Genomic DNA, 21,033 nt, shown 5'->3' on the forward strand with positions numbered 1-21,033 from the left:
GGCAACGCCGGCGGTCTCACCATGATCGATCAGACTCCTTCAAGCAGCAGGACCCGCAACAAACGAGCCCTGCCACAAAGTCTGACGCGGGACATTGTGGGCGACCTTCTTCAGGTTGTCGCCGGCCTTGCGGTAGAAGTTCTTCAGCGCCTTCCCGGCGTCCTCGGCGAGGGTCTTGCCGAGCTTCTGCGCGCCGTGCTCCAGCGCCTTGACGATCTGGTTGCTCATTCGAAGCTCACCGACGCGATCTTGGACTGGAACACTTCGGCGTGGCCGGCCACCGTCTCGGCGTGCTCGTGCACCATCCGCGCATGCTCGTCCAACGCGTCCGGATCGATCCGGAACCCGGTCCCGCCGCCCCCGCCGCCGTTCGCCGACACCCCGAGCGCGGACTCCGCCGCCTGGAACACCAGGCCCTGCACCGCCCTGGCCACCGTGTCGATCAGCGGACCGATCGCCGTCTCCACCACCTGCGCGATGATGTACTGCTCCAACTGCTGTTCCAGGTAGTTGATCAGACGCTTCGCGGTCTCCTCGATCAGCAGCACCGCCGCCTGGTCCGCCACGAACGCCGCCGCCAGCGCGATCAGCTCGCCGATCGTCTCGACCTTCATCGCTACGGTCACGTCCGCCGCGATGTCCAGCGCGTCCGCCACCACGTGGCACGCCTGGACCAGTTCGTTCAGATGCTGGTCCGAGACCGACGCCCACTTCGCCAGCAACGCCTCGTACGCCTGCCCCAACTGCTGGACCGTCGACGTCGACTGCTCGTGCGCCGACTCCACGTTCTGCCCGAACTCCCGCACATGGGAAGCGAACTCACGAATCTTGTCCTCGTTCACTGTCGGTCAGTTGATACCGATGAACGACAGGAACTCCACTACCTCACCGGGCAGTTCGATCGCCACGCCACGCCCGCCCCCGATGGCACCCACACATCCGTGCGAACGTAACCGCCAATGCTCAGGGGTAAGCACACTTTGCCGATTCGTGACTACGGACGCGCCAAGTCCGGTTCCACGGACCCACCACCCGCGGACCCCAACGGCGCCGGAAATCAGACTGCGCTCAGTAGCGACCCATGTGCGGCATGGCCTTCTCCGCCAGTTCGATGATCGCCCGCGCCTTCGGCAGATCTCCCTCGACTTCCTCGGGCGTGATCAGCGGAGCTTCGGCAGATCGGTACTCGCTCTCGTTCCTGCGGACGCGCATACGGCTGAACGGTCGCAGGATGCTTCCGAGCGGTGGGTCCAACTGTGCCTTCACCGTCTCGTAGACGGCGACATGGCCACCCCTGCTCGTGGCACGAAGTCCCTGATTCGCCAGGACCGCCGCAAGCGCCTTGCGTGCAGCGTCATAGGCGAGGCTGTACGCACCGACCGGGTCGACATCGGCGAGCAACTTCGCAGAGGCCAGGTGCTGCCGGGCCTGGACAAGTTCTGCCTCTGCGTGTTCTGTCGACGCCGGCACCCTCTCGACTTCCCGCCGTTGGATCAGGTCGTCAACTACGGCGCGGCCCTGCTCCCAACGACTCATTCGCTGCTCTCCTCATGTAGTTGCAGCCGGACCAGCGGTCGTTCGCGGACCGAGGTCAGGAACGGTTCGTCACTCGGCGACGCCCATGCCTCAGGAGTGACGCGGTGGACGTTGACCTCCCGGAACAGCTCCCGGGATGCGCGCGCGGCGAGATCGAACAGCTCGTCCGGATCGGGCCGGCCGATGACCAGGACGTCGACGTCCGCCGGGATCGGTCCGGGCACTCCGCTGTGCCTGGCCGCCCAGGAACCGTAGATGTACGCCTCATCGATGCCGTCCAAGCCGGACAGCAGCGAGCTCAGCCGAGGCATCGGGCCGTAAGTCGCCAGCAGCAGGTCACACAGCGGCCTGTACAGGACGGTGTCAGTTCTCGCGCTGATGACTCGGGTTCGCCCCACGCGTTCCTCGGAGAGAATCTCCGCGCCGACCAGCCGGTCCGCCTCTCGAAGGACGGCCGTGTGTGAGGCCCCCAGTTCCTTGGCAAGGTCAGTGAGGGTCCAGCTGCGATCCGGATGCAGCAACACCAGCGCCAGCAGGTCTCCCTGCAATTGCGACCGAAAGAGAGCGAGTAGCGAGGGGGCAGGCATCTTCATCAAGCGCACAATATCATGCGCGTAACGCAGATATGTGTTGTGTATGGCTGCGTCGCCGCAGGTCGGACTGCGATGGGTGAACGAGGATTGACCGAGGTCACCAGCGTCCCCAGCCTGGTCCGCTCCGTGGCCGTCGCCGCCGCCGTCAACGTCGGCACCGCCCCGAACCAGGTCTCCTCGCGGAGGCTCCGCCGGCTCAGCTGGTCGTACGTGCAGGCGGCGTGGAACCCCAGCTCCTCGGCCCGCCGCCAGATCTTCTGCCCCTCGGCCCACCGGTGGACGGGGAGGCTCACCGTGCTGAGTCGCATGCCGCCGACCCTGCGCCGCGGAGCGGGTCTCACCCTCCCGGGCTCCGGACGTCGCTGCCACCACCGGACCGGCAGCGCCGGATCGAGCCGCGAGGGCCCCGGCGCCGCGCGCGGCAAGCCAAGCACAGGAAGCCTCGACGATGCGCAGCGGTCCGGCGCCACTGCCCGAGTGGCCCACCCGGTACTCCTCTCATAGGGGGCGGGGGCCCTGGGCGCCCGGCGGGTTGCCGGCCCAGTTCTCGAACTTCACGCCCAGGGAAAGGCCGACCAAGTCGAGACATACCGCAGTATGCTTGCTTCATGGCAGCTACCACCCGGATCACAGTGACTCTGCCCACCGAGCAGGTGGCCGAGCTGAAGAAGCTCACGGACAACGTCTCCGGCTACGTCGCCGAAGCGGTCGCCCGGCAGATCAGGCACCAGTTGCTCGGCGAGGAGCTGCGCCGCTACGAGGAAGAGCACGGCGCGTTCACAGAAGAGGAGCTTGCTGCCGCGCAGGCGAGGATTTTCGGCTCGGCTGGGCCCGACAACACGGCGAACGCCGCGTGAGCGAGCGTGTCGAGACGGTCGTGCTGGATTCCCAGGGAGTGTCCGCCTGGATTTCACAGGACCGCACCGTGCTTGCGATGATCCGCTCCTTCCACTCCATGGCGGCCGATCTGGTGGTCTGCGCCAACACCATCGTGGAGATCGCGCACGCACGGGTGGACACTCCTCGGCTGAACTGGGTGCTCTCACAGGTCAAGATCGAGGTGGTCACCGAGCAGGCCGCCAGAGCCTCCGCAGCGCTGCTGAAACAAGCCGGCCTTCATGGCCACAAGTACGCCATCGACGCGACCGTTGCCGAGATGGCGCTGCGCCAGCCCGGACCGGTGGCCATGCTCACGCCGGACGTCGACGACATGCGGAAGCTCTGCGGCACCCGAGTCCGACTCATCGCGATCTGAACCAAGCGGGGTCCGGAGGCTCTCGGCGAGCGTTTCCGCAGCTCAGGCTGCGATAGGTGAAAAAGGCTTGACCGAGGTAGCCGGCGTCCCCAGCCTGATCGGCTCCGTGGCCGTCGCTGCGGCCGTCAGTGTCGGCACCGCCCCGAACCAGGTCTGTTCCCGGAAGCTCCGCCGGCTCAGGTGGTCGTGCGGGTAGGCGGCGTGGAACCCCGGCTCCTCGGCCCGCTGCCGGATCTTCTGCCCCTCGGCCCACCGGTGGACGGGGAGGAGCACCGTGCTCAGGTCACCGGCCGGAACGACTCCGATCGGAGGTCGAGGACGATCGTGACGTCCGCGGTGGAACGGATCACCGCGCGGTCGCCGGTGACCGTGAGGTCTACGAACGGATTCGATTCCTCCAGGTACACCGCCCAGAGCAGGTCGTGGTCCGGGCTCAGCCGGGCGAAGAAACCCTCGGACCCGTGGGAGCCCTCGCCGCAGCACAGGTAGCCCGCACCGGCGGGGAGCTCCACCTCGGCAGTGGTGGTCAAGGATGTGATCCACTCGGGGTCCTCCCGGAGGAACTCCTCGACGTCGAACCCGTCGAGGACCCGGAGCCCGCCCGGCGCCCGGGGATCGACCTCGACGTCGAAGGCACCGCCGGCAGCGGTGTACAGGCCGTCGCGGATCGGGAGCTGCTCCCGGCTCCAGAGCCGTGCGAGGGCGGTCATCTGCTTCTCCTTCGCGGGTACGGCACCTGCTGGGGCCGTTCGGAGCGGCCGTGCGACGGCACCGGCCGGCCGTTGAGCCGGTTGCGAGGGTCCCTGGAACGGCGATCGAACGCCTCCTGCCAGGTCGGTCCCGTCGTGGACGCAGGATACGGCGAGTCGGGATCCGACCGGGGGAGAGAAGTTCCCGGCAAGAAGTTCCGACTCGCGGCAACCTTTTGCGACCCCTGCGACCACAAGGGTGCGGAGCCGGCCCGGTGGCCGGCTTCCCCCCGACCCCTCGTGCAGAGTTCGCAAGGAGAACGCCCACCCATGAGCAACCCCACGATCGGCAGGCGCCGCGGACGTCACCGCCGTCGACTGAACGTCACGGCGCTGGCGATCGCTGCGTCCCTCGCCGTCGGGTCGTACTTCGTGTTCGTGCACGAGGACTCCCAGGCCGCGACGGTCGACGGCGGCGCCTACTACCGGCTGGTCTCGGTGCGCAGCGGCCAGGTGCTGGACGTCAACGCCTTCTCCACCGCCGACGGCACCCGTATCCAGCAGTGGACCGACCAGAACACCGCCAACCAGCAGTGGAAGCTGAAGTCCACCGGGGACGGCTACTACGAGCTGGTGAACCGCAACAGCGGCAAGGTGCTGGGCATAGCGGGCGACTCGACCGGGCAGGGGGCCGCCGCCGAGCAGCAGACGGACCGCTCCACCGCCTCCCAGCAGTGGCGGATCGACGAGGTGAGCGGGTCCGACGCCGTCACCTTCACCTCCCGCAAGAGCGGCCAGGTCCTGGACGTGTCGGGCAACTCCACGGAGCGGGGCGCGCAGATCGTCCAGTGGCCCGGGTGGGGCGGCGCCAACCAGCGGTGGCAGCTGGTGAAGGTGCCCGGGACCGGCGGTGCCCAGGGCTCCGGCTCGTACGTGTGGCGGAACGCCCCGGTGGTGGCCGGCGGTTACGTCACCGGCCTGGTCTTCAACCAGAAGGAGAAGGGCCTGCTGTACGCGCGCACCGACATGGGCGGCGCGTACCGCTGGGACACCGGCGCCGAGCAGTGGACACCGCTCACCGACTGGGTCGGCCAGCAGGACTGGAACCTGCTGGGCATCGAGTCGCTGGCCACCGACCCGGTCGATCCGGACCGGCTCTACCTCGCGGCGGGCACCTACACCAACGACTGGGCCGGCAACGGCGCGATCCTGCGCTCCACCGACCGCGGCCGCACCTTCCAGCGCACCGACCTGCCGTTCAAGCTGGGCGGCAACGAGGACGGCCGCGGGGCGGGCGAGCGCCTGGTGATCGACCCCGCGAACCACGACCATCTGCTGCTGGGCACCCGCAAGAACGGCCTGTGGCGCAGCACCGATGCCGGTAGGAGCTGGAGCCAGGTCTCCTCGTTCCCGGTCAAGGACGGCGCGAGCTCCGGCACCGGCCTCTCCTTCGTGACGTACGGCCCGGCCGGCAGCGGAACGATCTACGTCGGCGTCGCCGACAGGTCCACCAACCTGTACCGCTCCACCGACGGCGGCAACTCCTGGCAGGCCGTCCCCGGGCAGCCCACCGGCCAGGTGCCGCAGCACGGCGTGCTCTCCGCCGACGGGTCGCTGTACCTGACGTACACCGACGCCCCCGGGCCCAACGGCGTGACGGCGGGTTCGGTGTGGAAGTACACCACCTCCGGCGGGGCGTGGAAGGACATCTCGCCGTCCCGGGGCAGCTACGGGTTCGCCGGTCTGGCCGTCGACCCGCAGAAGCCGTCCACGGTGATGGTCAGCACGCTGGACCGCTGGTGGCCGCAGGACGAGGTCTACCGCAGCACCGACGGCGGTGCGACCTGGAAGACCCAGTCCGACCGGTCCGTGCGGGACGCCGCCATCGCCCCGTACCTCGGCACCGGCATCGGGCACTGGATGACCGCCCTGAGCATCGACCCGTTCGACTCCGGGCACGTGATGTACGGCACCGGCAACAGCATCTGGGCCAGCAAGGACGCCAACGCGACCGACAACGGCGGCACCAGCCACTGGTTCGTCGGAGCCCGCGGGCTGGAGGAGACGGCGTACTACGACGCGGTCTCCCCGCCCGGCGCCGCCGCCCTCATCACCGCGCTGGGCGACCAGGGCGGCTTCGTGTACGACGACCTGACGAAGGAGCCCACCGGGCGGCTGACCAACCCGGAGATGTACAACAGCACCTCCGTCGACTTCGCCCAGTCCGACCCCGCGCTGGTGGTCCGGGTCGGCCGGGGCGGCCAGCAGGACGGCGCCCTCTCCACCGACGGCGGCCACACCTGGAACGGCTTCAAGAGCGAACCGGTGCCCGGCGCGGACAGCGGCCGCATCGCGATCGCGGCGGACGGCTCCAGCATCGTGTGGGCCGAGGCCGGCCAGGCCCCGTACCGCTCCACCGACCGGGGCGCGAGCTGGTCCAGGGTCAACGGCCTCGGCAACGACGCCGTGGTCGTCGCCGACCGGTCCTCGGCCACCACCTTCTACTCGCTGAGCAACGGCACGCTCTACGCCAGCACCGACGGCGGCGCGAACTTCACCGCCCGCTCCGGCAACCTGCCGGGCGGCAAGCTCAGCGCCGTCCCCGGCGTCGCGGGCGACCTGTGGCTCGCCGGCGACGGCACGGGTCTGCTGCACTCCACCGACGGCGGCCGCAGCTTCGCCAAGGTGTCCTCGGTGGAGTCCGCCTCCGCCGTCGGTTTCGGCAAGGCCGCACCGGGGACCTCGTACCAGGCGCTGTACCTGATCGGCACGGTCAAGGGCGTCGCCGGTGTCTTCCGCTCCACCGACCAGGGCACGAGCTGGGTCCGGATCAACGACGACGCGCACCAGTGGGGCAACTTCGCCGGCAGCCGCATCGTCACCGGTGACCCCGACACCTACGGCCGGGTGTACATCGGCACCAACGGCCGCGGTCTCCAGTACGGCGACCCCTCCTGATCCCCACCCCTCTCCTGATCCCACTCCTCGGCGGGGCCGCAGGCGCAACGGCCTGCGGCCCCACCGCAGTTGACGGGCAGTCCACCGCTTCCCGACGCCACTGTCCGACCCCGTACGTTCGCCGCGACGGCGGTCGGGCGGCGGGGTCAGCGGAGCAGCCAGCTCAGCAGGGTCGTCGCCGCGAACACCGCGCCCGAGGCCAGGGCGAGGGCACGCGGGGTCAGCCGGCCGGGTGTCCGGGCCTCGGGGTGCGGTGGCGGGGGTGAGGGCGGGGACAGGAGGGCGTCGGCGAAGGCGCGGGCGGTGGGTGGGCGGTCGGCCGGGTCGACGGACATGGCGGTGCGGAGGAGGAGGGCGATGTTGGGCGGGAGGTCGGCGTCGGCGGGGAGGGCCGGCAGGGTGGCGGCGGTCGGGAGGTCGGTCAGCAGGGCGGTGGCGCGGCCACCCGGGCCGAACGGCTTCTGGCCGGTGAGGAGTTCGTAAGCGACGACGGCCAGGGCGTACACGTCGGCGCGCCCGTCGAGCCCGCCGGTCTGGAAGGCCTGTTCGGGGGCCATGTACGCGGGCGTGCCCGTGGTCACCGTCAGCCCGGACGCGTCGGCCAGCTGCTTCGCGCTGCCCAGGTCCGCGACCAGCACCGCGGCCGGCCCGGGCCCGGCGGTGAGCAGCAGGTTGGACGGCTTGACGTCGCGGTGCACCACGCCCGCGTCGTGCAGCACCTGGACCGCGTGGCCCGCCTCCGCGGCCAGCCGCAGCGCCTCCTCCGGGTCGCACTGCCCGACCCGGTCGGCCAGTGTGCCGCCGCGCACGTAGTCCATGACGAAGTAGGGCCGGTCCTCCTGCACCCCGACGTCGTGCACCCGGACCACCCGCGGGTCGGCGATCCGGCGCAGCAGCCGGGCCTCCGTCAGGAACCGCTCGCGCACATCGGCGTTGGCGGCCCAGTTCTCGGCCAGCACCTTCACCGCGACCTCGGTGTCGAGCTCCGGATCGTAGGCCTTCCAGACCGTGGCGAAGGAGCCGGCCCCGAGCCGATCCAGGAGGAGGTAACGGCCGAGCTTGTGCATGTGGCAGCATTCTGCCGGAGTCGGGGGGAGTGCGGAACTCCCGCACGACGGACGGCAAGCCGGGCGGGACGCCGGGCGGACTGATCGGGGGCTCCGGGTGTTCGAGGACGACGCGCTGGAACGGATGGTGGCGGCCGCCCGGGCGGGGGACCCGGGGGCGACGGAGTACCTGCTCGCCAAGTTGCGACCGGTGGTGCTGCGCCGCTGCTCGCGCTTCCTGCCGCACCACGCCGACGCCGAGGAGGCCGCGCAGGACGCGCTGCTGTCCATCAGCACGCACCTGCACGAGTACGGCGGCCGCGGCTCCTTCCTCGGCTGGGTGACGGTGATCGCGTCGAACGCCGCCCGCTCCACCTACCGTTCGATGCGCCGGCGCGCCGAGGACAGCCACGCCGACCTCCCCGAGTCCGTCGACCCGCGCACCACCAGCGTCATCGCCGGGACCAGGCTCGACCTGATGGAGGCGCTGGCCGCGCTGGAGCAGCAGCACCCCGCCCTGGTGGAGTCCTTCGTCCTGCGCGACCTGGGGGACCTGACCTACGTCCAGGTGGCCGAGGAACTGGACGTCCCGCTCGGCACCGTCAAGGACCGCATCCACCAGGCCCGCCGCTTCATGCGCGGACGCCTGGGCAGCGGTCTGTGAACGGCGGACCCGCGACGGGCGGCGCCCCCGGGACGGGCGGCGGTCCAGGGACGGGTGGCGGCCGCATCGCCGTCCGGCCCCGGACCGCCGTCGCCGCGCTGGTGGCGGCCGCCGCGCTCGGGCTGGTGACCGGCGGGTTCCTGCTGCCGGCCCGCCCGGGCGGGGCCCGTCCGGCGGCCGCGCCCCCGAGCACCGGCGCTGCTTCCGCCACCGGGCCGGCCGGTGCGTCCGGGCCGGTGACGGCCGCGAACCTGTTGGGGCCGGCGGCGTTCGGCCCGGAGGTCGACCCCGGGCGGATCCACGTCACCGACCGGTACGGCGACGGGTCCTACGCCAACGCGGCCTGCTCCGGGGAGAAGACCCTCGAACAGACGCTGGGCGGGCCCGGCGCGCACTTCCGCGGACTGATGACCGGCACCCGCACCTCCTCGGAGGACCCCACGCAGGCGGTCCTGCCGAGCGAACAGGTCGCCCGCGAGGTCGTCGGCGATGCCCGGACCCCCTCCCTGGCGCAGAACTTCTCCGAGCGCCTGCTGCTGGAGGAGGTGCCCTGCCAGGAGGAGGCGCCGGGCCACTGGGTCTACGGGAGGACCACGGCGGTGCGACTCTCGCCGGACGTCACCGCGAACTGGATGGGCCTCTACCAGGGGGACCTGAACACCACCGGCCGGGCGCCCGAGGGCAGGGAGCCCTGCGGCGGCATCGCCGTGCTGCGCAGCGGCAGCCACTACGGGGTGCTGGAGGTCGACGCCTGCCTGGGGACGGCCGCGATGGACCGCGTGGTCAGGACCGCTCTGTCACAGCTGTGAAACAGCGGGCCGGGGCTCCAACTTTCCCTCCGGCGGCGGCATCTCCCCGGTTGTACGAGGACGCAGCAGGCGTCCCGACCAGCAGGGGGACCACGATGACCGAGAACCTGACCGCCCAGCAGCAGTCCGTCCAGCAGCAGTCCGCCCAGCAGGAGTCCGTCCGGCCGAAGTCCGGCCGCCGCAACCGGATCGCCGCCGCGGCCTGCTTCGCCGCCGCGCTGATCACGGCCAGCGTCGTTGGCACCCAGTCGGCCACCGCCGACGGGGCCGCGCACCCCGCCCCGGCCCGCACCACGGCCGCGGTCGCGGCCGCCGCGCCCGGGCTCGGCTCCGCCGGCCTGCTCCAGAGCGAGGACCAGCAGGGCCTGAACCCGGTCGGCGGGACCGTCTCGCTGACGGGTCGTCAGGGGCTGTCCGCGTGCTCGGGCGAGGAGACGATGCGCGACCTGACCAAGGGCCGGGCCACCGGGTACGCGTCCGTGAACTGGACCTTCGACACCGACGGCCTGCTGACCGAGTCGGCCGCGAGTGCCGCCACCGGGGCCGAGGCCGCCGCCTGGGAGAAGCAGCTCGTCGCCCTCGTCGAGGAGTGCCGCAACGAGCCCGCCGGCCACTGGTACTACGACGCGCCCCACACCCTCACCACCGCCGGCGGTACCGCCCGCTGGTACCTCGCCCACAACGGCGACGGCACCGTCGGCGGCGGGGTCGCCGTCCTGCGCACCGGCACCCGGGTCGCCGTCGTCGAACTCACCGGCCGCCCCGTCGACGCCCGGGCCCGCGTCGAAGCCCTCACCGGCGCCGCCCTCAAGCGCCTCCCCGCCTGACCCCACTGGCCCCGGCTCCGCCTGCGGCGGCGGGCGGAGCCGGTTTTTGACACTCCGTCAGCCCGGGCGGCCCAGGTCCCCTTCGATCTCCAGGTCGCCCAGGTCGAAGCCGCTCTCGGGTGCCTGGTCGGGTTGGCAGGTGAGACGGAAGGTGATCATGGCGCGGTGGAGCGGATGAGCCAGACGTCGTGCTCCTCGGTGGTGACGCCGCAGGTGGCGTGGCCGTCGGGGGACATGGTGACGAACTCGGGCCGGCGCGGGCCGTCGGTCAGGTGCGCGGCCAACTGCGCGTCGTCGGTCCAGCGGACCAGGGCCCAGCCGAGGCGGCCCAGGCCCTGCCCGCCGACGTGGATGAGGAAGGTCTCGTCGGGGGCGGGCAGTTCGGACTCCTGCGCGAGCCGGAGCCACTGCGCGTCGACCCGCTCGGCCCAGTCGGGGGCGTCGAGCGCGACGGTGGCGTCGGGCTCGACGAGGAAGCCCGCGACCGACTGCCAGACCTCGGCCGGGGACGGCAGCCCGGCCGGGTCCGGTGCGTCGAGGACGGTGAGGCCGGCGGTCTCCAGCAGGAGCCGCCTCGCCTCCTCGGGAGAGGTAGACATCATTTCCTCCGGTAGAAGAAGCGGTGGTCTCCCCCGGGTGAATTGTCCCGGCCGAAATTCACCAGTTGCCGACTGTCGTCACCCTTGGGTTTTTCGGCGTGGAAGTGCAGTCCGGCGGGGTCGTCGGTGTGTTCCACGACCACGCGGGAGCCGTTTTCGGTTTTGAATTGCCGGAAATTTCCCCCCGTGCGTGGGACCGCTGGAGCAGACGTGTCCCGGCATGTTCTTGGACCGCTTGTCGCCGACCGCCTTCCATTCCGCGATCGGCTCCTCCCCGTATGGAGCGCCCGCCAGGTCGAACGCCGCGGCACACGAGGGGTCAGGCTTCGAACGTGCGCCGGAAGTCGTCGAGTACGCCCCGGGAGAAGCTGTCGTCTTCGGGGTCGGCCGGGGTGACGAGGGAGACCAGGAAGAACGTGGACATCATCAGTTCGGTGCCCGCGGCCGACCGGCGCACTTCCTCGTCCTCGGTGTCCACGCTCTCCAGGTGCGCGCCGATCCGGCCCCGGTGGAAGCTGTAGAAGAGCGAGAACGGCCCCTCTCCCTTCTCGTCCAGGGCGTATCCGTGTTCTTCCCAGAACTCCTCCATCGGTGCCCCGCTGGAGAACGTCAGGATTTCCGGGTACTCCGCGTCGGGGTCGACGGCCGGCCGCCATCCGGTGTCCAGCGCATCGGCGGCGGGCGCGCCGCAGAAGTGGAGGGTGGACCACCGCTCGCGCTGGGCCTGGACAAAACGGACCACGCATTCCTCGAACGAGGAATCGATCACAAAATCCGTCGAGAAACCACTGATGTCCATCGAACCTCTCCGGCTGTTCCGCTGCGGCGGCTATCCCGTCCAACCCGACGTCGGACCATGGTAGGTGATCGAGCTCTTGGGTATGTTGATGTTCTCGGGGCTGAACCAGATGTGCGAACGCCCGCCGCGGAGCCGTCCGGCGAAATGGTCCGCCGGTACTTGGAATTCGATGAGGTATTCCGACTTCTCCCTGGTGACGCCGAGGAACGATTTGAATCCGCCGGGCTTCTTCAGGAGTTCCGCCGGGCTCATCGGCGTCACGTAGACGCCGCGGGGGTTTCCGCAGTCGGGGTTGGACGCCTTGAGGAGGATGTGTTCCTTCGTGCCGCCGTTCATGATCTTCTGGTAGCTCTCCTTGTTGGTGAAGTGCCGGATGGTGACCAGCTCGGGCGGCTTGGGGGTCTCCGGCCGGCCGGAGCGACGGCCTCCCCAGTGCGGGGAGAGCCCGAGGTGGTCGCTCCACGTGTGCGGATTGTGGACGTAGGTCTCGTTGTTCAGCGCCGGAGCGAGGCCGAGCGGGTCGGGGCTGGTGTACCGGGCCGTCTCGGGGTCGTAGTAGCGGTGGAGGTTGTAATGCAGGCGGGTCTCGGGGTCGAAGTACTGGCCGGGGAACCGCAGCGGGGTGTAGGTGGTGCTGTCGGCGGGCCACGTGGTGATGCCCCAGAGGGTGGTGCCGGCCCGCCAGGCGACGCTGCCGGTGACGGTGTCGACCAGTTCGACGGGGGTGCCGACGAGGTCGGTGACGATCGCGAAGAAGCGCCGGTCGGTCCGCTCCTGGGCGGTGATCGTCTCGGCCTGGGCCAGCGGCTGGAACCCCTCGTGGTCCCAGCTGAGGGTGTACGGGCCGGGTAGGCCGGAGGCGTGCGTGGTCTGTTCGGCGAGGACCGAACCGTCCCAGGTGAAGTCGGTCCACTCGACCACGTCGGTGCCGGCCAGGCGTTGCTTGGCGGTGCGTCGGCCCAGCGGGTCGTACAGGTAGCGCCACCGGGTGCCGTCGGGGGTGGTGGCCTCGACCAGGCGGTCCTCCGCGTCCCAGCCGTAGCGCCAGGTCTCGGCCTTGCCGGAGAGGGTGCGCTGCCGACGTGTCGTCACGCGCCCTGCCGCGTCGTACTCGTAGTGGGTGCGGCCCGCCTCGACGAGCCTGGTGCCGGAGTAGCTGCGGGCGCCGAGGGCGGCCCGGTGGGCCGGGGAAGCCGGCCAGTCCGCCGCGGTGATGTTGCCCGCGAGGTCGTAGGAGTAGCTCTCCTGCCCGGTCGGGGCGGTGACGGCGGACACCCGGCCCATCGCGTCGAGGGCGAAGGTCCGCGCCCCGGACAGCCGGTCGTCGATGCCGACCAGACCGTCGTCCGCCCGGTAGGCGTAGTCCCGCTGGGCGAGTACGGCGTTCGGGGTGTGCAGGGTCCGGCCGGTCAGCCGGTTGCGGCTGTCCCACCGGCTGGCCAGGGTGAGGTGGCCGTTGACGGTGCGCTGCGCCTCGCGGCCCGCCCGGTCGTAGGCGAAGTCGAGCGACCCGCCCGCGGTGGTGAGGGTGGTGGGCCGCCCGGCCGGATCGTAGCGCCACTCGCTGACGTGGCCGGCCGGCGTGGTCCGGCGGACGGGGCGGCCGAGGGCGTCGCGTTCGTGGACGAGGGTGCGGCCGTTGACCGTCTCCGTGAGCAGGTTGCCGGCGGCGTCGAAGGTGCGGCTCAGCTCGCCGTCGCGGCCGGACGCCGCGACCAGGCGTCCGGCGAGGTCGTACGTGTAGCTGGTGGTCTGTCCGTCGGCGAGCACCGAGACGGTGCGGCCGAGCCGGTCGTACTGGTAGGCCAGTTGCTGTCCCAGCGGGTTGGTGAACGTGCTGAGCTGGCCTGCGGCGTCGAGCGCGTAGCCGACCGTGCGCCCGTTGAAGTCCTGCTCGCCCACGACCCGTCCGGCCGCGTCGTAGCTGTACGTCCAGCGCCGGCCGTGCGGGTTGGTCACCGACACCAGCCGCAGCTGGGCGTCGTAGTCGAAGGTGTAGCGCGCCCCGTCCGGGTCCGTGCGGGCGATCGGTGTCTCGAAATGGGTGTACTCGAAGGCGGTGACCTGACCGAGCTGGTCGGTGTGGGTGAGGATGTTGCCCTCGCCGTCGTAGCTCCAGGCTTCGGTGGCCCCGTTTGCTGTGGTGCGCGTGGCCAGCCGGCCCTCGGGCGTCCAGGTGAGCCGGGTCTCGGCGCCGAGCGGGTCGGTGTGCACGACGACCCGGCCGAAGGCATCGCGCCGGTAGCGGTCGGTCGCGCCGGTGGCGTCGGTGACCTCGATCGGCAGGCCGGCCGCGTCGCAGACCATCGTCGAGACCGCGCCCAGGGCGTCGGTGACGGTGGTGACGTGCCCGCGGGCGTCGTACCCGAAGACCGTGGTCGCCCCGAGCGGGTCGGTCACCGAGGTCCGCTTCCCGGACTCGTCGTAGGTCTGGCGCCAGGTCGCACCGCCCGGCTCGGTGATCTCCGTCGGGAGGCCGAGGAACTCGCCGTACGTCGCCCTGAGTTGCTCCCCGTCGTTGCGGGTGACGGAGATCAGGTCGCCGGCGCCGTCGTACTCGTAGCGGGTGGTGCGGCCGAGCGGGTCGGTCTCGACCAGCAGGCGGTCGTACGCATCGCGTTCGTAGTGGGTGGTGTGGCCGAGGGGGTCGGTGACGGCGGTGACCTGGGCGTGGTCGTTGACGGTGTAGGTGGTGGTGCGGCCGAGGGCGTTGGTCTCGGTGTGCACCTTCAGGCCGGTGACCGGATCGGGCTCGCCGTAGGTGAAGCGGAAGCGCAGGCTGCCGTCGGCGCCGCCTTCGTCCACGACGCGGTCGCGGGGGTCGTAGGTGTAGCGGTACTGGGAGTCGTTGCGGTCGGTCCAGGAGAGGATGCGGCCGGTGGCGTCGTTGGCGAAGCGCATCGGCTTGCCGCTGGAGTTGTAGACGGCCGACAGGTGGCCGTCGGTGTAGCTGTAGCGGGTGAGGAGGGCATCGCCGCCGGTGTCGCCGGCACCTGCGAGGCGCAGGGCGGTGATGCGGTCGTTGTCGACGGTGACGAGGAGTTGGTAACCGCCGGAGTGGGTGATCGAGAGCGGGACGCCGTCGGTGTCGTAGGCGAGGGTGCAGCGGCGGCCGTGGCGGTCGCGGACCTCGGTGAGCCGGGCCTCGTCGCCGTCGGGGGTGAAGGTCTTCACCAGGCCGGTGGTGGGGTCGGTAACGGTGAAGTGGCCGTCCACGAGGTCGAGTTCGTTGCGGGAGCCGGCCGAGGCGAAGACCGGGTCACCGGCCTCCGGGTGCGGATAGGCCTGGGTGATCCGGTCGGCGCGGACGTGGACGACGCCCTCGTCGTCGATCTCCAGACGCTCGTCGAAGGGGCACAGCCACTTGGTGCCCATCCAGCGGCCGGTCAGCAGCCCGGACTCGAAGGAGCGGGTGAACTCCATCGGCAGGGAACCGGGGAAGGAGGCGTCGACCTGGTCGATGAACATCCGGCCGGTGGCCATGTCGACGGGCTCGCCGCCCGGGCAGCGCGACTCCTCGGGGCGGCCCTCGGTGCGCGGGCTCCGGACCTGGTCGCGGCCCCGGCCCTTGGGGTGCGAGCCGCCGCGGCCCCGGCCGCCGCCGTTGCCGTGCCGGGGGTGGGGCACCTTGGTGTCGTGGCCCTCCAGGATCTTCTTCAGGTCCTTGGTGTGCTTGGCCTCGATCTCGCGGGTGTTGTGGGCGACCTTCTTCAGGTTGTCGCCGGCCTTGCGGTAGAAGTTCTTCAGCGCCTTCCCGGCGTCCTCGGCGAGGGTCTTGCCGAGCTTCTGCGCGCCGTGCTCCAGCGCCTTGACGATCTGGTTGCTCAATCGAAGCTCACCGAAGCGATCTTGGACTGGAACACTTCGGCGTGGCCGGCCACCGTCTCGGCGTGCTCGTGCATCGTCCGGGCGTGCTCCTCCAGCAGGTCCGGGTCGATGGTGAACCCCGAGCCGCCCCCGCCGCCGTCCACCGACACCCCGAGTGCGGACTCCGCGGCCTGGAACACCAGGCCCTGCACCGCCCCGGCCACCGTGTCGATGAGCGGTTCGATCGCGGCCTCGACCACCTGGGCGATGATGTACTGCTCCAGCTGCTGCTCCAGGTAGTTGATCAGGCGCTTGGCGGCCTCCTCGATGGCGATCACCGCGGCCTCCGCGATCCCGAAGGTCGCCACCGCCGCGGCCTGGTCCGCCACGAACGCCGCCGCCAGCGCGATCAGCTCGCCGATCGTCTCGACCTTCATCGTGACGATCACGTCCGCCGCGATGTCCAGCGCGTCCGCCACCACGTGGCACGCCTGCACCAGCTGGTCCAGGTGGCTGTCCGAGACCGACGCCCACTTCGCCAGCAGCGCCTCGTAGGACGCGCCCTGGTACGCCTCGCCCATGCCCTGGACGGTCTGTGTCGACTGCTGGTGCGCGGACTCCACGTTCTGCGCGAACTCGCGGACGTGGCCCGCGAACTCGCGCACGCTGTCCTCGTTCACCGTCGGCCAGTTGATGCCGAAGAACGACAGCAGGTCCACCACTTCGCCGGGCAGTTCGATCGCCACGCCAAACCCTCCCCCGAAGACGTCCGGACATTCAGGCGACCGTAACCAGTGACATGTACCGATTGGAACGAATTTTCCACAACCTTGACCATGGGCGCGGCCGGTCCACGTCACGAGCGCCCCGGACGACCCCAAGGTGACGGACTGCGGGGGCCCGCGGGCCCGCGCCCTGTCCGAGCGCGATGCTGAAGACGTCTCCCCGGCCCGGCCAGTCGTCACGTTCCTCGTCGCGTTCCTCGTCGCCGTCCACGACGAGGGCGGAGACCCTGGTGGTCGGGGAGCGGTATTCGATGTAGCCGGTCTGGTCGGTCCGGGGAGTCAGTTCGGGGTGGCCGGGAATTCGGGAGATTTCGGCCGCGATCTCGTTCCAGGTGAGGTATTCCGGGAAATCCACGCCCTGGGCCTCCTGCCATTCCGCTGCGAGGTCCTCGACGACGGCCAGACGGTGGATCTCGATGGAGGCGCCCACCACCGTCCACGCCAGGCCGTCGTTGAAGGAGAACTCGACGAGTCCGTAGTCCCGTCGGAGGGACAGGTTCTCCTCCGCGTCCGGATCGTCGACGTAGCCCGCGCGGAAAACGTTCTCCACCTCGGCCAGCGAGGAGCCGATCCCCACTCCGTGCAGCTTTCCGGTGGTGATGGCCGAGGCGATGAATTCGGCGCCGTCCACGGAACGTCCTCCAGGAATTCGATCGGTTCTTGCATTTCGCCGACAGGTCCGCTTGGATTTTCGGGTCGGAATGTACCAGGCCGACGGCCGTCCGTCCGCTCTCGGGGATGCCGTGCCGTGAGTGAGCCGGCCGCCGGGGCCCGGTCCGGAGCCGGCGGGGAGTACCGATCGGGGCGAATTCTCCGCACCCTCGACCATGGGCGCGGTCGGCCCCGCGGGTCAGGTCACCGCGCTCCGGCGGGCCGGTCGGTGGTATCGAGCAGGTGGCGCATCGTGGCGGCGGCGCGGACGGCCGCGTCGCCGCAGCAGTTGTTGAACAGGACGTGGACCTCGCGGGCCCGGTCGGCCATCGCGTGGACGGCCGGGAGCCAGGAGGAGAGCTCCTCCGGGGTGTAGCGGTGGCGGAAGCGCTCCTCCTTCGTCCCCGTGCCCCAGGCGCGGTTGCGGCCGTGGAAGCGCACCACCGCGAGCCGGGCGGAGGTGACCGGGGCGACCGGGGGAACGGAGGTGGGGAGGGACTGCGCGGTGTCGACGGCCACGGCGGACAGCTCCAGTTCCTTCAACAGGCCCGCGGTGGACTCCCGTTGGCCCGGCTGCCACCAGTCGGGGTGCCGGAACTCCACCGCCACCGGCCAGCCCGCGGTGCGCTCGCGGCACGCGCGCAGCGCCGCGACGGCGGCCGCGTCCGGGGCCAGCCAGGGCGGGAACTGGAACAGGACCGCGCCCAGGCGGCCCGCGCTCCGCAGCGGTTCGAGCGCCCCGGCGAAGCGGCGCCACACCTCGTCGAGCAGTTCCGGGGACGCCGTCGTCCGGCCGTACCGTCCGACGGCGGCCGTACGCAGCTCGGCGGGGAGCGCGCCCGGCCGGGTCGGGTGCCCGGTCAGCAGCGAGAACGCCTTCACGTCGAACCGGAACCCGACGGGCGAACGCTCGACCCAGAGGTGGCTGTTGCGGGTGCTGGGCATCGCGTAATAGGTGGCGTCCACCTCGACCAGCGGGAACCGGCCGGTGTAGTACCGCAGCCGGTCCTCCGCGCTCCGGCAGCCCGCCGGGTACCAGCCGCCGGCCAGCAGCTCCCGGTCCGTCCACGAGCACGCCCCGACGAGGATCTCTCCCATGCCCGCCGTCTGCCCGTTTTCGCGCCGCGGACTCCTGGTCGGCCTCCCGGTCGGCCGCCCGCTCAGTTCGGGAAGGCGGGGCGGAGGGCGGCGCGGACGCGGGCGGCTCCGGCGCGGGCGACGGCGGGATCGGGGGCGGTGGGCCGGGGGACCAGGCCGGTGCAGGGGAGGCAGTGGCCCGGGCGGGGGACGGGGTCGTGGCAGGCGGGGCACTCAGGGCGGGGGACGGGGGGCCCGGCGGGCCGGGCGGTGGGCGGGAGTTTGCGTTCGAGGCGGTTGCGGAGGACGCCCGTCGGGGAGTGCATCGGGACGGGCAGGCCGGGGAGCAGGGCGTGCGCGAGGTCGGCGACGGTCGCGCCGCGCTCCAGCCAGCGGGCGACCAGCGGGGCGAGCGCCCGGGCCTCGGACTCGCCGATCCGGAGCCGGGGTTCGGGGCGGATCGCCCGGAACAGGGTGTCGATCGCGGCGCGCAGGCCCTCGTCCGGGAGGGTCGGCTCCGGAGTCGCCGGCTCGGCGGGGAGGGTGGGTGCTTGGTCCCGTTCCTTTGGAGGGGAAGCGTCAACCTCGGCGACGGCCGCTTCACCGGGTACCGGACGGGTGGTACTCGGCAGGAACTGCCACGGCGTGTCGTAGACGTGGTTCTCGGTGACGAAACGCCCGTCGGCGAGCTGGATCCGCTCGACCCGGTAGAAGCCGGCCTCGGTCAGTTCCTTCAGGGCCTTGGCGACGGCGCGGCGGCCCTGCGGGCTGCTGTCGGCCATCTGTCGCCCGTCCTCGCGCCAGCCGTCCGGCCGGGAGAGCAGGTCCACCAGGAGGCCCCGGGCGGTGTACGACAGTTGGCGGTACTGCAGCAGGAAGTTGGGCAGAACCGTGAAATGGCGCGCGTGCGCGCTACGATGAACGTGCATCGGGAGTGTGTGCTCCTGGTGTCAAACCCCGGGGTGTTGGTAGCACCGCCGGGGTCATAAGTTTCTATCCGTGCGCGGAACGTAGCACACGGTGACGCCCGGAGCCGATCCGGTCACCGAACGGTCGGGATCGCTCCGAAGTGATCCCGACCGCCGTACGCGACAGATCATTTGAGCCCGGATCGGTCCGGTTCCGCTCAGGGGTTCAGGACGCCCCCGGCGGAGGTCGCCCCGCCCTTCCCCAGCTTGCCGACCTGATCGGCCGTCAGCGCCTCCTTCCACACCCGGACGTCCGTGATGCCGCCGTTCCAGGCGTCCGCCCACTTCCCCTTCCAGCGGGCCCGGCCGAGCTCCAGCGGGCCCTGGCCGGGGATGATCGCGGGCGCGGGGGAGGTCTGCGCGAGGGCGCCGTCCACGTACAGCGAGATGGTCTTCGCCTTGGCGCTGTAGACGCCGGTGAGGGTGGTCCAGCGGCCGGTGGCGGCCGCGCCGGGGGAGAGCGCCAGCGCGGTCTTCCCGGCGTCCTCGGCGGTCTGCACCTTGAACACCCAGCGGTTGCGGGTGGCGGCCGAGGCATCCTCCCGGCCCAGGTAGAAGCTGAAGAACTGGGCGCCGTTCTGGGAGAGGGCGGCCTTCGGCGCGCTCGCCGCCTCGTTCCGGACCACCGCCGAGACGGTGAAGTCGCGGGAGGTGTCGACGACCGCGTCGGCCGCCTCCCCCCACCCGTCGCCGCTGCCGGTCAGCAGCAGCGCCTGCCCGTCCCGCCCGGCCGCCGCGCCGAGCTTCGCCGCCGGGCCCAGCTTCAGCCCGGGCGCGGAGGCGGTGGTGCCGGGGCCGGTCCCGGTGCCGTCGGCGCGCTCGGGCCCGGCGGAGGCGGCGCCGGGCGCGGTGGGCGCGGCGGCCGCAGCGGTCTGCTGCGGCTCGTCGGCCGGGTGCCCGTCGGCCCGGTTCTGCACGATGACGGCCACCGCCACCATCGCGCCGACCGCCACCATCGCGGTCGCCCAGGCGGTCATCGCCACCGTCCGCTTCCGGCGCGCCTCCCGCTCGTCGGCCGCCGTCATCACCTGCCAGTACGAGGCTTCGGCTCCCCCGAGGGCGGCTCCTCCGGGCGTCGGACGCTCCGTCACGCCCGCTCCGCCCGACCTGCCCGCCGCACGCCTGCCCGCCACGCATCTCCCCGTTCGTCCGTTCGGTTCGTCGGCGGAACTCTAGTGACGCCCCGTACGGGCGCGCTAACCGGAAGGGGCCGGGTGCGATTCGTCACAGCACACGACAACGACCTTCACCGACAAGGGGGTTGAGGTGGTGACGGTTGCCGACAAACCCGCCGGGAGAGGGCCGAAGCGGACATCGAACATACGGGCGGGGGGTATGCTGGCGGGATGGAGCGGACGGCGGCCACCAGCCCGGCACCGACCGGGCGGACCGCCGCCCGGTGGGCGGTGCTGTGCGCCCTGCTGCTCGGACTGTTCCTGATGCACGGCAGCCCGGCGAGCGCCGCCGGGTGCCACCCCGAGACGGTCGCCACCGCGCACGGCGCGGGGTTGCACGGTGCGGGGTCGGGCGGCGCGGGGTCGCAGGCCGCAGGGTCGTACGCCGCTGTGCTGCACGATGCCGGGCCGCAGGGCGCAGGGTTGCCCGAGGCCGAGCCTGCGGGGACGGTGGCGGGTGGCCGACAGGTCGTCAATCTGCCGATGCGACAGGGCAGTTCGGCCGAGGCGTGCGTCTCCATCCAGGCCCGTGACCGGGTGTCGCCCGCCGCCCCGGCCACCGCTGCCGCGCCGTGGACGCACCCGCGCCCGCCGGGTGCCGCCGCCCCGGCCGCCGGTGGGAGGGCCGGGGAGGGCCGGGCCCCGCCCGGTGGGCGGGAGTTGCTGCTCCGGGTCTGCGTCGCCCGCAGGTGAGGGCGCCACCCGGCCGGGCCCGTACGGGTCGGCCGGGCGCCGCGTCCTGTCCACCGCGCGATCCGCCACCGGGCGATCCGCGTGCACCCTGGAGCGAACTCC

The 21,033-nt window shown here is 71.6% G+C and carries 21 protein-coding genes and 2 pseudogenes; 7 read left to right on the forward strand and 16 right to left on the reverse strand.

Annotated elements, in window-relative coordinates; translation table 11 throughout:
- Positions 1-39: 39 nt before the first annotated feature.
- From ACIOHG_RS27030 to ACIOHG_RS27050, 5 genes and pseudogenes are all read right to left on the reverse strand, one after another.
- Entirely contained in the window at positions 40-228 is a 189-nt protein-coding gene (locus ACIOHG_RS27030) for a hypothetical protein (protein WP_400954245.1), read from the reverse strand.
- Entirely contained in the window at positions 225-842 is a 618-nt protein-coding gene (locus ACIOHG_RS27035; RefSeq protein ID WP_400954246.1) for a hypothetical protein, read from the reverse strand. Before ACIOHG_RS27035 ends, ACIOHG_RS27030 begins: the two co-directional genes overlap by 4 nt.
- Before the next feature lie 226 nt (positions 843-1,068).
- Complete coding sequence (locus ACIOHG_RS27040) at positions 1,069-1,536, reverse strand: HEPN domain-containing protein (protein ID WP_400954247.1); 468 nt, start codon at positions 1,534-1,536, stop codon at positions 1,069-1,071.
- Positions 1,533-2,129, reverse strand: coding sequence for an ArsR family transcriptional regulator (locus tag ACIOHG_RS27045; RefSeq protein ID WP_400954248.1), 597 nt, complete (start codon positions 2,127-2,129; stop codon positions 1,533-1,535). The genes ACIOHG_RS27040 and ACIOHG_RS27045 overlap by 4 nt, the downstream gene beginning before the upstream one ends.
- A 65-nt stretch (positions 2,130-2,194) precedes the next feature.
- Positions 2,195-2,437 (reverse strand): annotated as a pseudogene (locus ACIOHG_RS27050) (LLM class flavin-dependent oxidoreductase); the annotation flags it as partial.
- A gap of 300 nt (positions 2,438-2,737) precedes the next feature.
- Here ACIOHG_RS27050 and ACIOHG_RS27055 point away from each other — a divergent pair.
- The gene (locus ACIOHG_RS27055) at positions 2,738-2,986 is read left to right on the forward strand and encodes a hypothetical protein (protein ID WP_400954249.1); all 249 of its coding nucleotides are present in this window, start codon (positions 2,738-2,740) and stop codon (positions 2,984-2,986) included.
- On the forward strand, positions 2,983-3,384 hold the full coding sequence (locus tag ACIOHG_RS27060; protein ID WP_400954250.1) for a DNA-binding protein: 402 nt from the start codon (positions 2,983-2,985) through the stop codon (positions 3,382-3,384). The genes ACIOHG_RS27055 and ACIOHG_RS27060 overlap by 4 nt, the downstream gene beginning before the upstream one ends.
- Positions 3,385-3,456: 72 nt before the next feature.
- Here ACIOHG_RS27060 and ACIOHG_RS27065 read toward each other — a convergent pair.
- Positions 3,457-3,666: pseudogene (locus ACIOHG_RS27065) on the reverse strand (LLM class flavin-dependent oxidoreductase); the annotation flags it as partial.
- Entirely contained in the window at positions 3,663-4,094 is a 432-nt protein-coding gene (locus tag ACIOHG_RS27070) for a hypothetical protein (protein ID WP_400954429.1), read from the reverse strand. The gene ACIOHG_RS27070 and the pseudogene ACIOHG_RS27065, both read right to left, overlap by 4 nt.
- A gap of 309 nt (positions 4,095-4,403) precedes the next feature.
- Between ACIOHG_RS27070 and ACIOHG_RS27075 the strand changes: the two genes are divergently transcribed.
- Positions 4,404-7,031, forward strand: a complete 2,628-nt coding sequence (locus tag ACIOHG_RS27075; protein ID WP_400954251.1) for an RICIN domain-containing protein — start codon at positions 4,404-4,406, stop codon at positions 7,029-7,031.
- A gap of 146 nt (positions 7,032-7,177) precedes the next feature.
- On the opposite strand, the gene ACIOHG_RS27080 is transcribed toward ACIOHG_RS27075, so the two are convergent.
- Positions 7,178-8,098: a serine/threonine-protein kinase gene (locus ACIOHG_RS27080; protein ID WP_400954252.1), complete on the reverse strand. Its 921-nt coding sequence runs from the start codon at positions 8,096-8,098 to the stop codon at positions 7,178-7,180.
- 97 nt (positions 8,099-8,195) lie between these two features.
- Here ACIOHG_RS27080 and ACIOHG_RS27085 point away from each other — a divergent pair, with 97 nt between their 5' ends.
- The 3 genes from ACIOHG_RS27085 to ACIOHG_RS27095 all read left to right on the forward strand — a co-directional run bounded on the left by ACIOHG_RS27085 (position 8,196) and on the right by ACIOHG_RS27095 (position 10,377).
- On the forward strand, positions 8,196-8,741 hold the full coding sequence (locus ACIOHG_RS27085) for an RNA polymerase sigma factor (RefSeq protein ID WP_400954253.1): 546 nt from the start codon (positions 8,196-8,198) through the stop codon (positions 8,739-8,741).
- Positions 8,738-9,550, forward strand: coding sequence for a hypothetical protein (locus ACIOHG_RS27090; protein WP_400954254.1), 813 nt, complete (start codon positions 8,738-8,740; stop codon positions 9,548-9,550). The genes ACIOHG_RS27085 and ACIOHG_RS27090 overlap by 4 nt, the downstream gene beginning before the upstream one ends.
- A gap of 95 nt (positions 9,551-9,645) precedes the next feature.
- Positions 9,646-10,377, forward strand: a complete 732-nt coding sequence (locus tag ACIOHG_RS27095; RefSeq protein ID WP_400954256.1) for a hypothetical protein — start codon at positions 9,646-9,648, stop codon at positions 10,375-10,377.
- Between the two features lie 155 nt (positions 10,378-10,532).
- On the opposite strand, the gene ACIOHG_RS27100 is transcribed toward ACIOHG_RS27095, so the two are convergent.
- From ACIOHG_RS27100 to ACIOHG_RS27135, 8 genes are all read right to left on the reverse strand, one after another.
- Positions 10,533-10,976: a hypothetical protein gene (locus tag ACIOHG_RS27100; protein WP_400954257.1), complete on the reverse strand. Its 444-nt coding sequence runs from the start codon at positions 10,974-10,976 to the stop codon at positions 10,533-10,535.
- Between the two features lie 319 nt (positions 10,977-11,295).
- Entirely contained in the window at positions 11,296-11,775 is a 480-nt protein-coding gene (locus ACIOHG_RS27105; protein ID WP_400954259.1) for a hypothetical protein, read from the reverse strand.
- Between the two features lie 30 nt (positions 11,776-11,805).
- Positions 11,806-15,603: an RHS repeat-associated core domain-containing protein gene (locus ACIOHG_RS27110; RefSeq protein WP_400954261.1), complete on the reverse strand. Its 3,798-nt coding sequence runs from the start codon at positions 15,601-15,603 to the stop codon at positions 11,806-11,808.
- The gene (locus tag ACIOHG_RS27115; RefSeq protein WP_400954263.1) at positions 15,600-16,328 is read right to left on the reverse strand and encodes a WXG100 family type VII secretion target; all 729 of its coding nucleotides are present in this window, start codon (positions 16,326-16,328) and stop codon (positions 15,600-15,602) included. The genes ACIOHG_RS27110 and ACIOHG_RS27115 overlap by 4 nt, the downstream gene beginning before the upstream one ends.
- A gap of 31 nt (positions 16,329-16,359) precedes the next feature.
- A complete protein-coding gene (locus ACIOHG_RS27120) occupies positions 16,360-16,998 on the reverse strand; it encodes a hypothetical protein (RefSeq protein ID WP_400954265.1) in 639 nt (212 codons plus the stop codon).
- Positions 16,999-17,222: 224 nt separating this feature from the next.
- The gene (locus ACIOHG_RS27125) at positions 17,223-18,116 is read right to left on the reverse strand and encodes a DUF72 domain-containing protein (RefSeq protein ID WP_400954266.1); all 894 of its coding nucleotides are present in this window, start codon (positions 18,114-18,116) and stop codon (positions 17,223-17,225) included.
- Positions 18,117-18,178: 62 nt separating this feature from the next.
- The gene (locus ACIOHG_RS27130; RefSeq protein WP_400954267.1) at positions 18,179-19,024 is read right to left on the reverse strand and encodes a hypothetical protein; all 846 of its coding nucleotides are present in this window, start codon (positions 19,022-19,024) and stop codon (positions 18,179-18,181) included.
- 197 nt (positions 19,025-19,221) lie between these two features.
- Positions 19,222-20,154 carry a LamG domain-containing protein gene (locus tag ACIOHG_RS27135; protein WP_400954268.1) on the reverse strand — a complete coding sequence of 311 codons (933 nt, stop codon included), beginning with the start codon at positions 20,152-20,154 and terminating at the stop codon, positions 19,222-19,224.
- 255 nt (positions 20,155-20,409) lie between these two features.
- Between ACIOHG_RS27135 and ACIOHG_RS27140 the strand changes: the two genes are divergently transcribed.
- Positions 20,410-20,931: a hypothetical protein gene (locus tag ACIOHG_RS27140; protein ID WP_400954270.1), complete on the forward strand. Its 522-nt coding sequence runs from the start codon at positions 20,410-20,412 to the stop codon at positions 20,929-20,931.
- Positions 20,932-21,033: the final 102 nt, after the last annotated feature.

Source organism: Kitasatospora sp. NPDC088134, from assembly GCF_044741705.1.
GTDB lineage: Bacteria > Actinomycetota > Actinomycetes > Streptomycetales > Streptomycetaceae > Kitasatospora.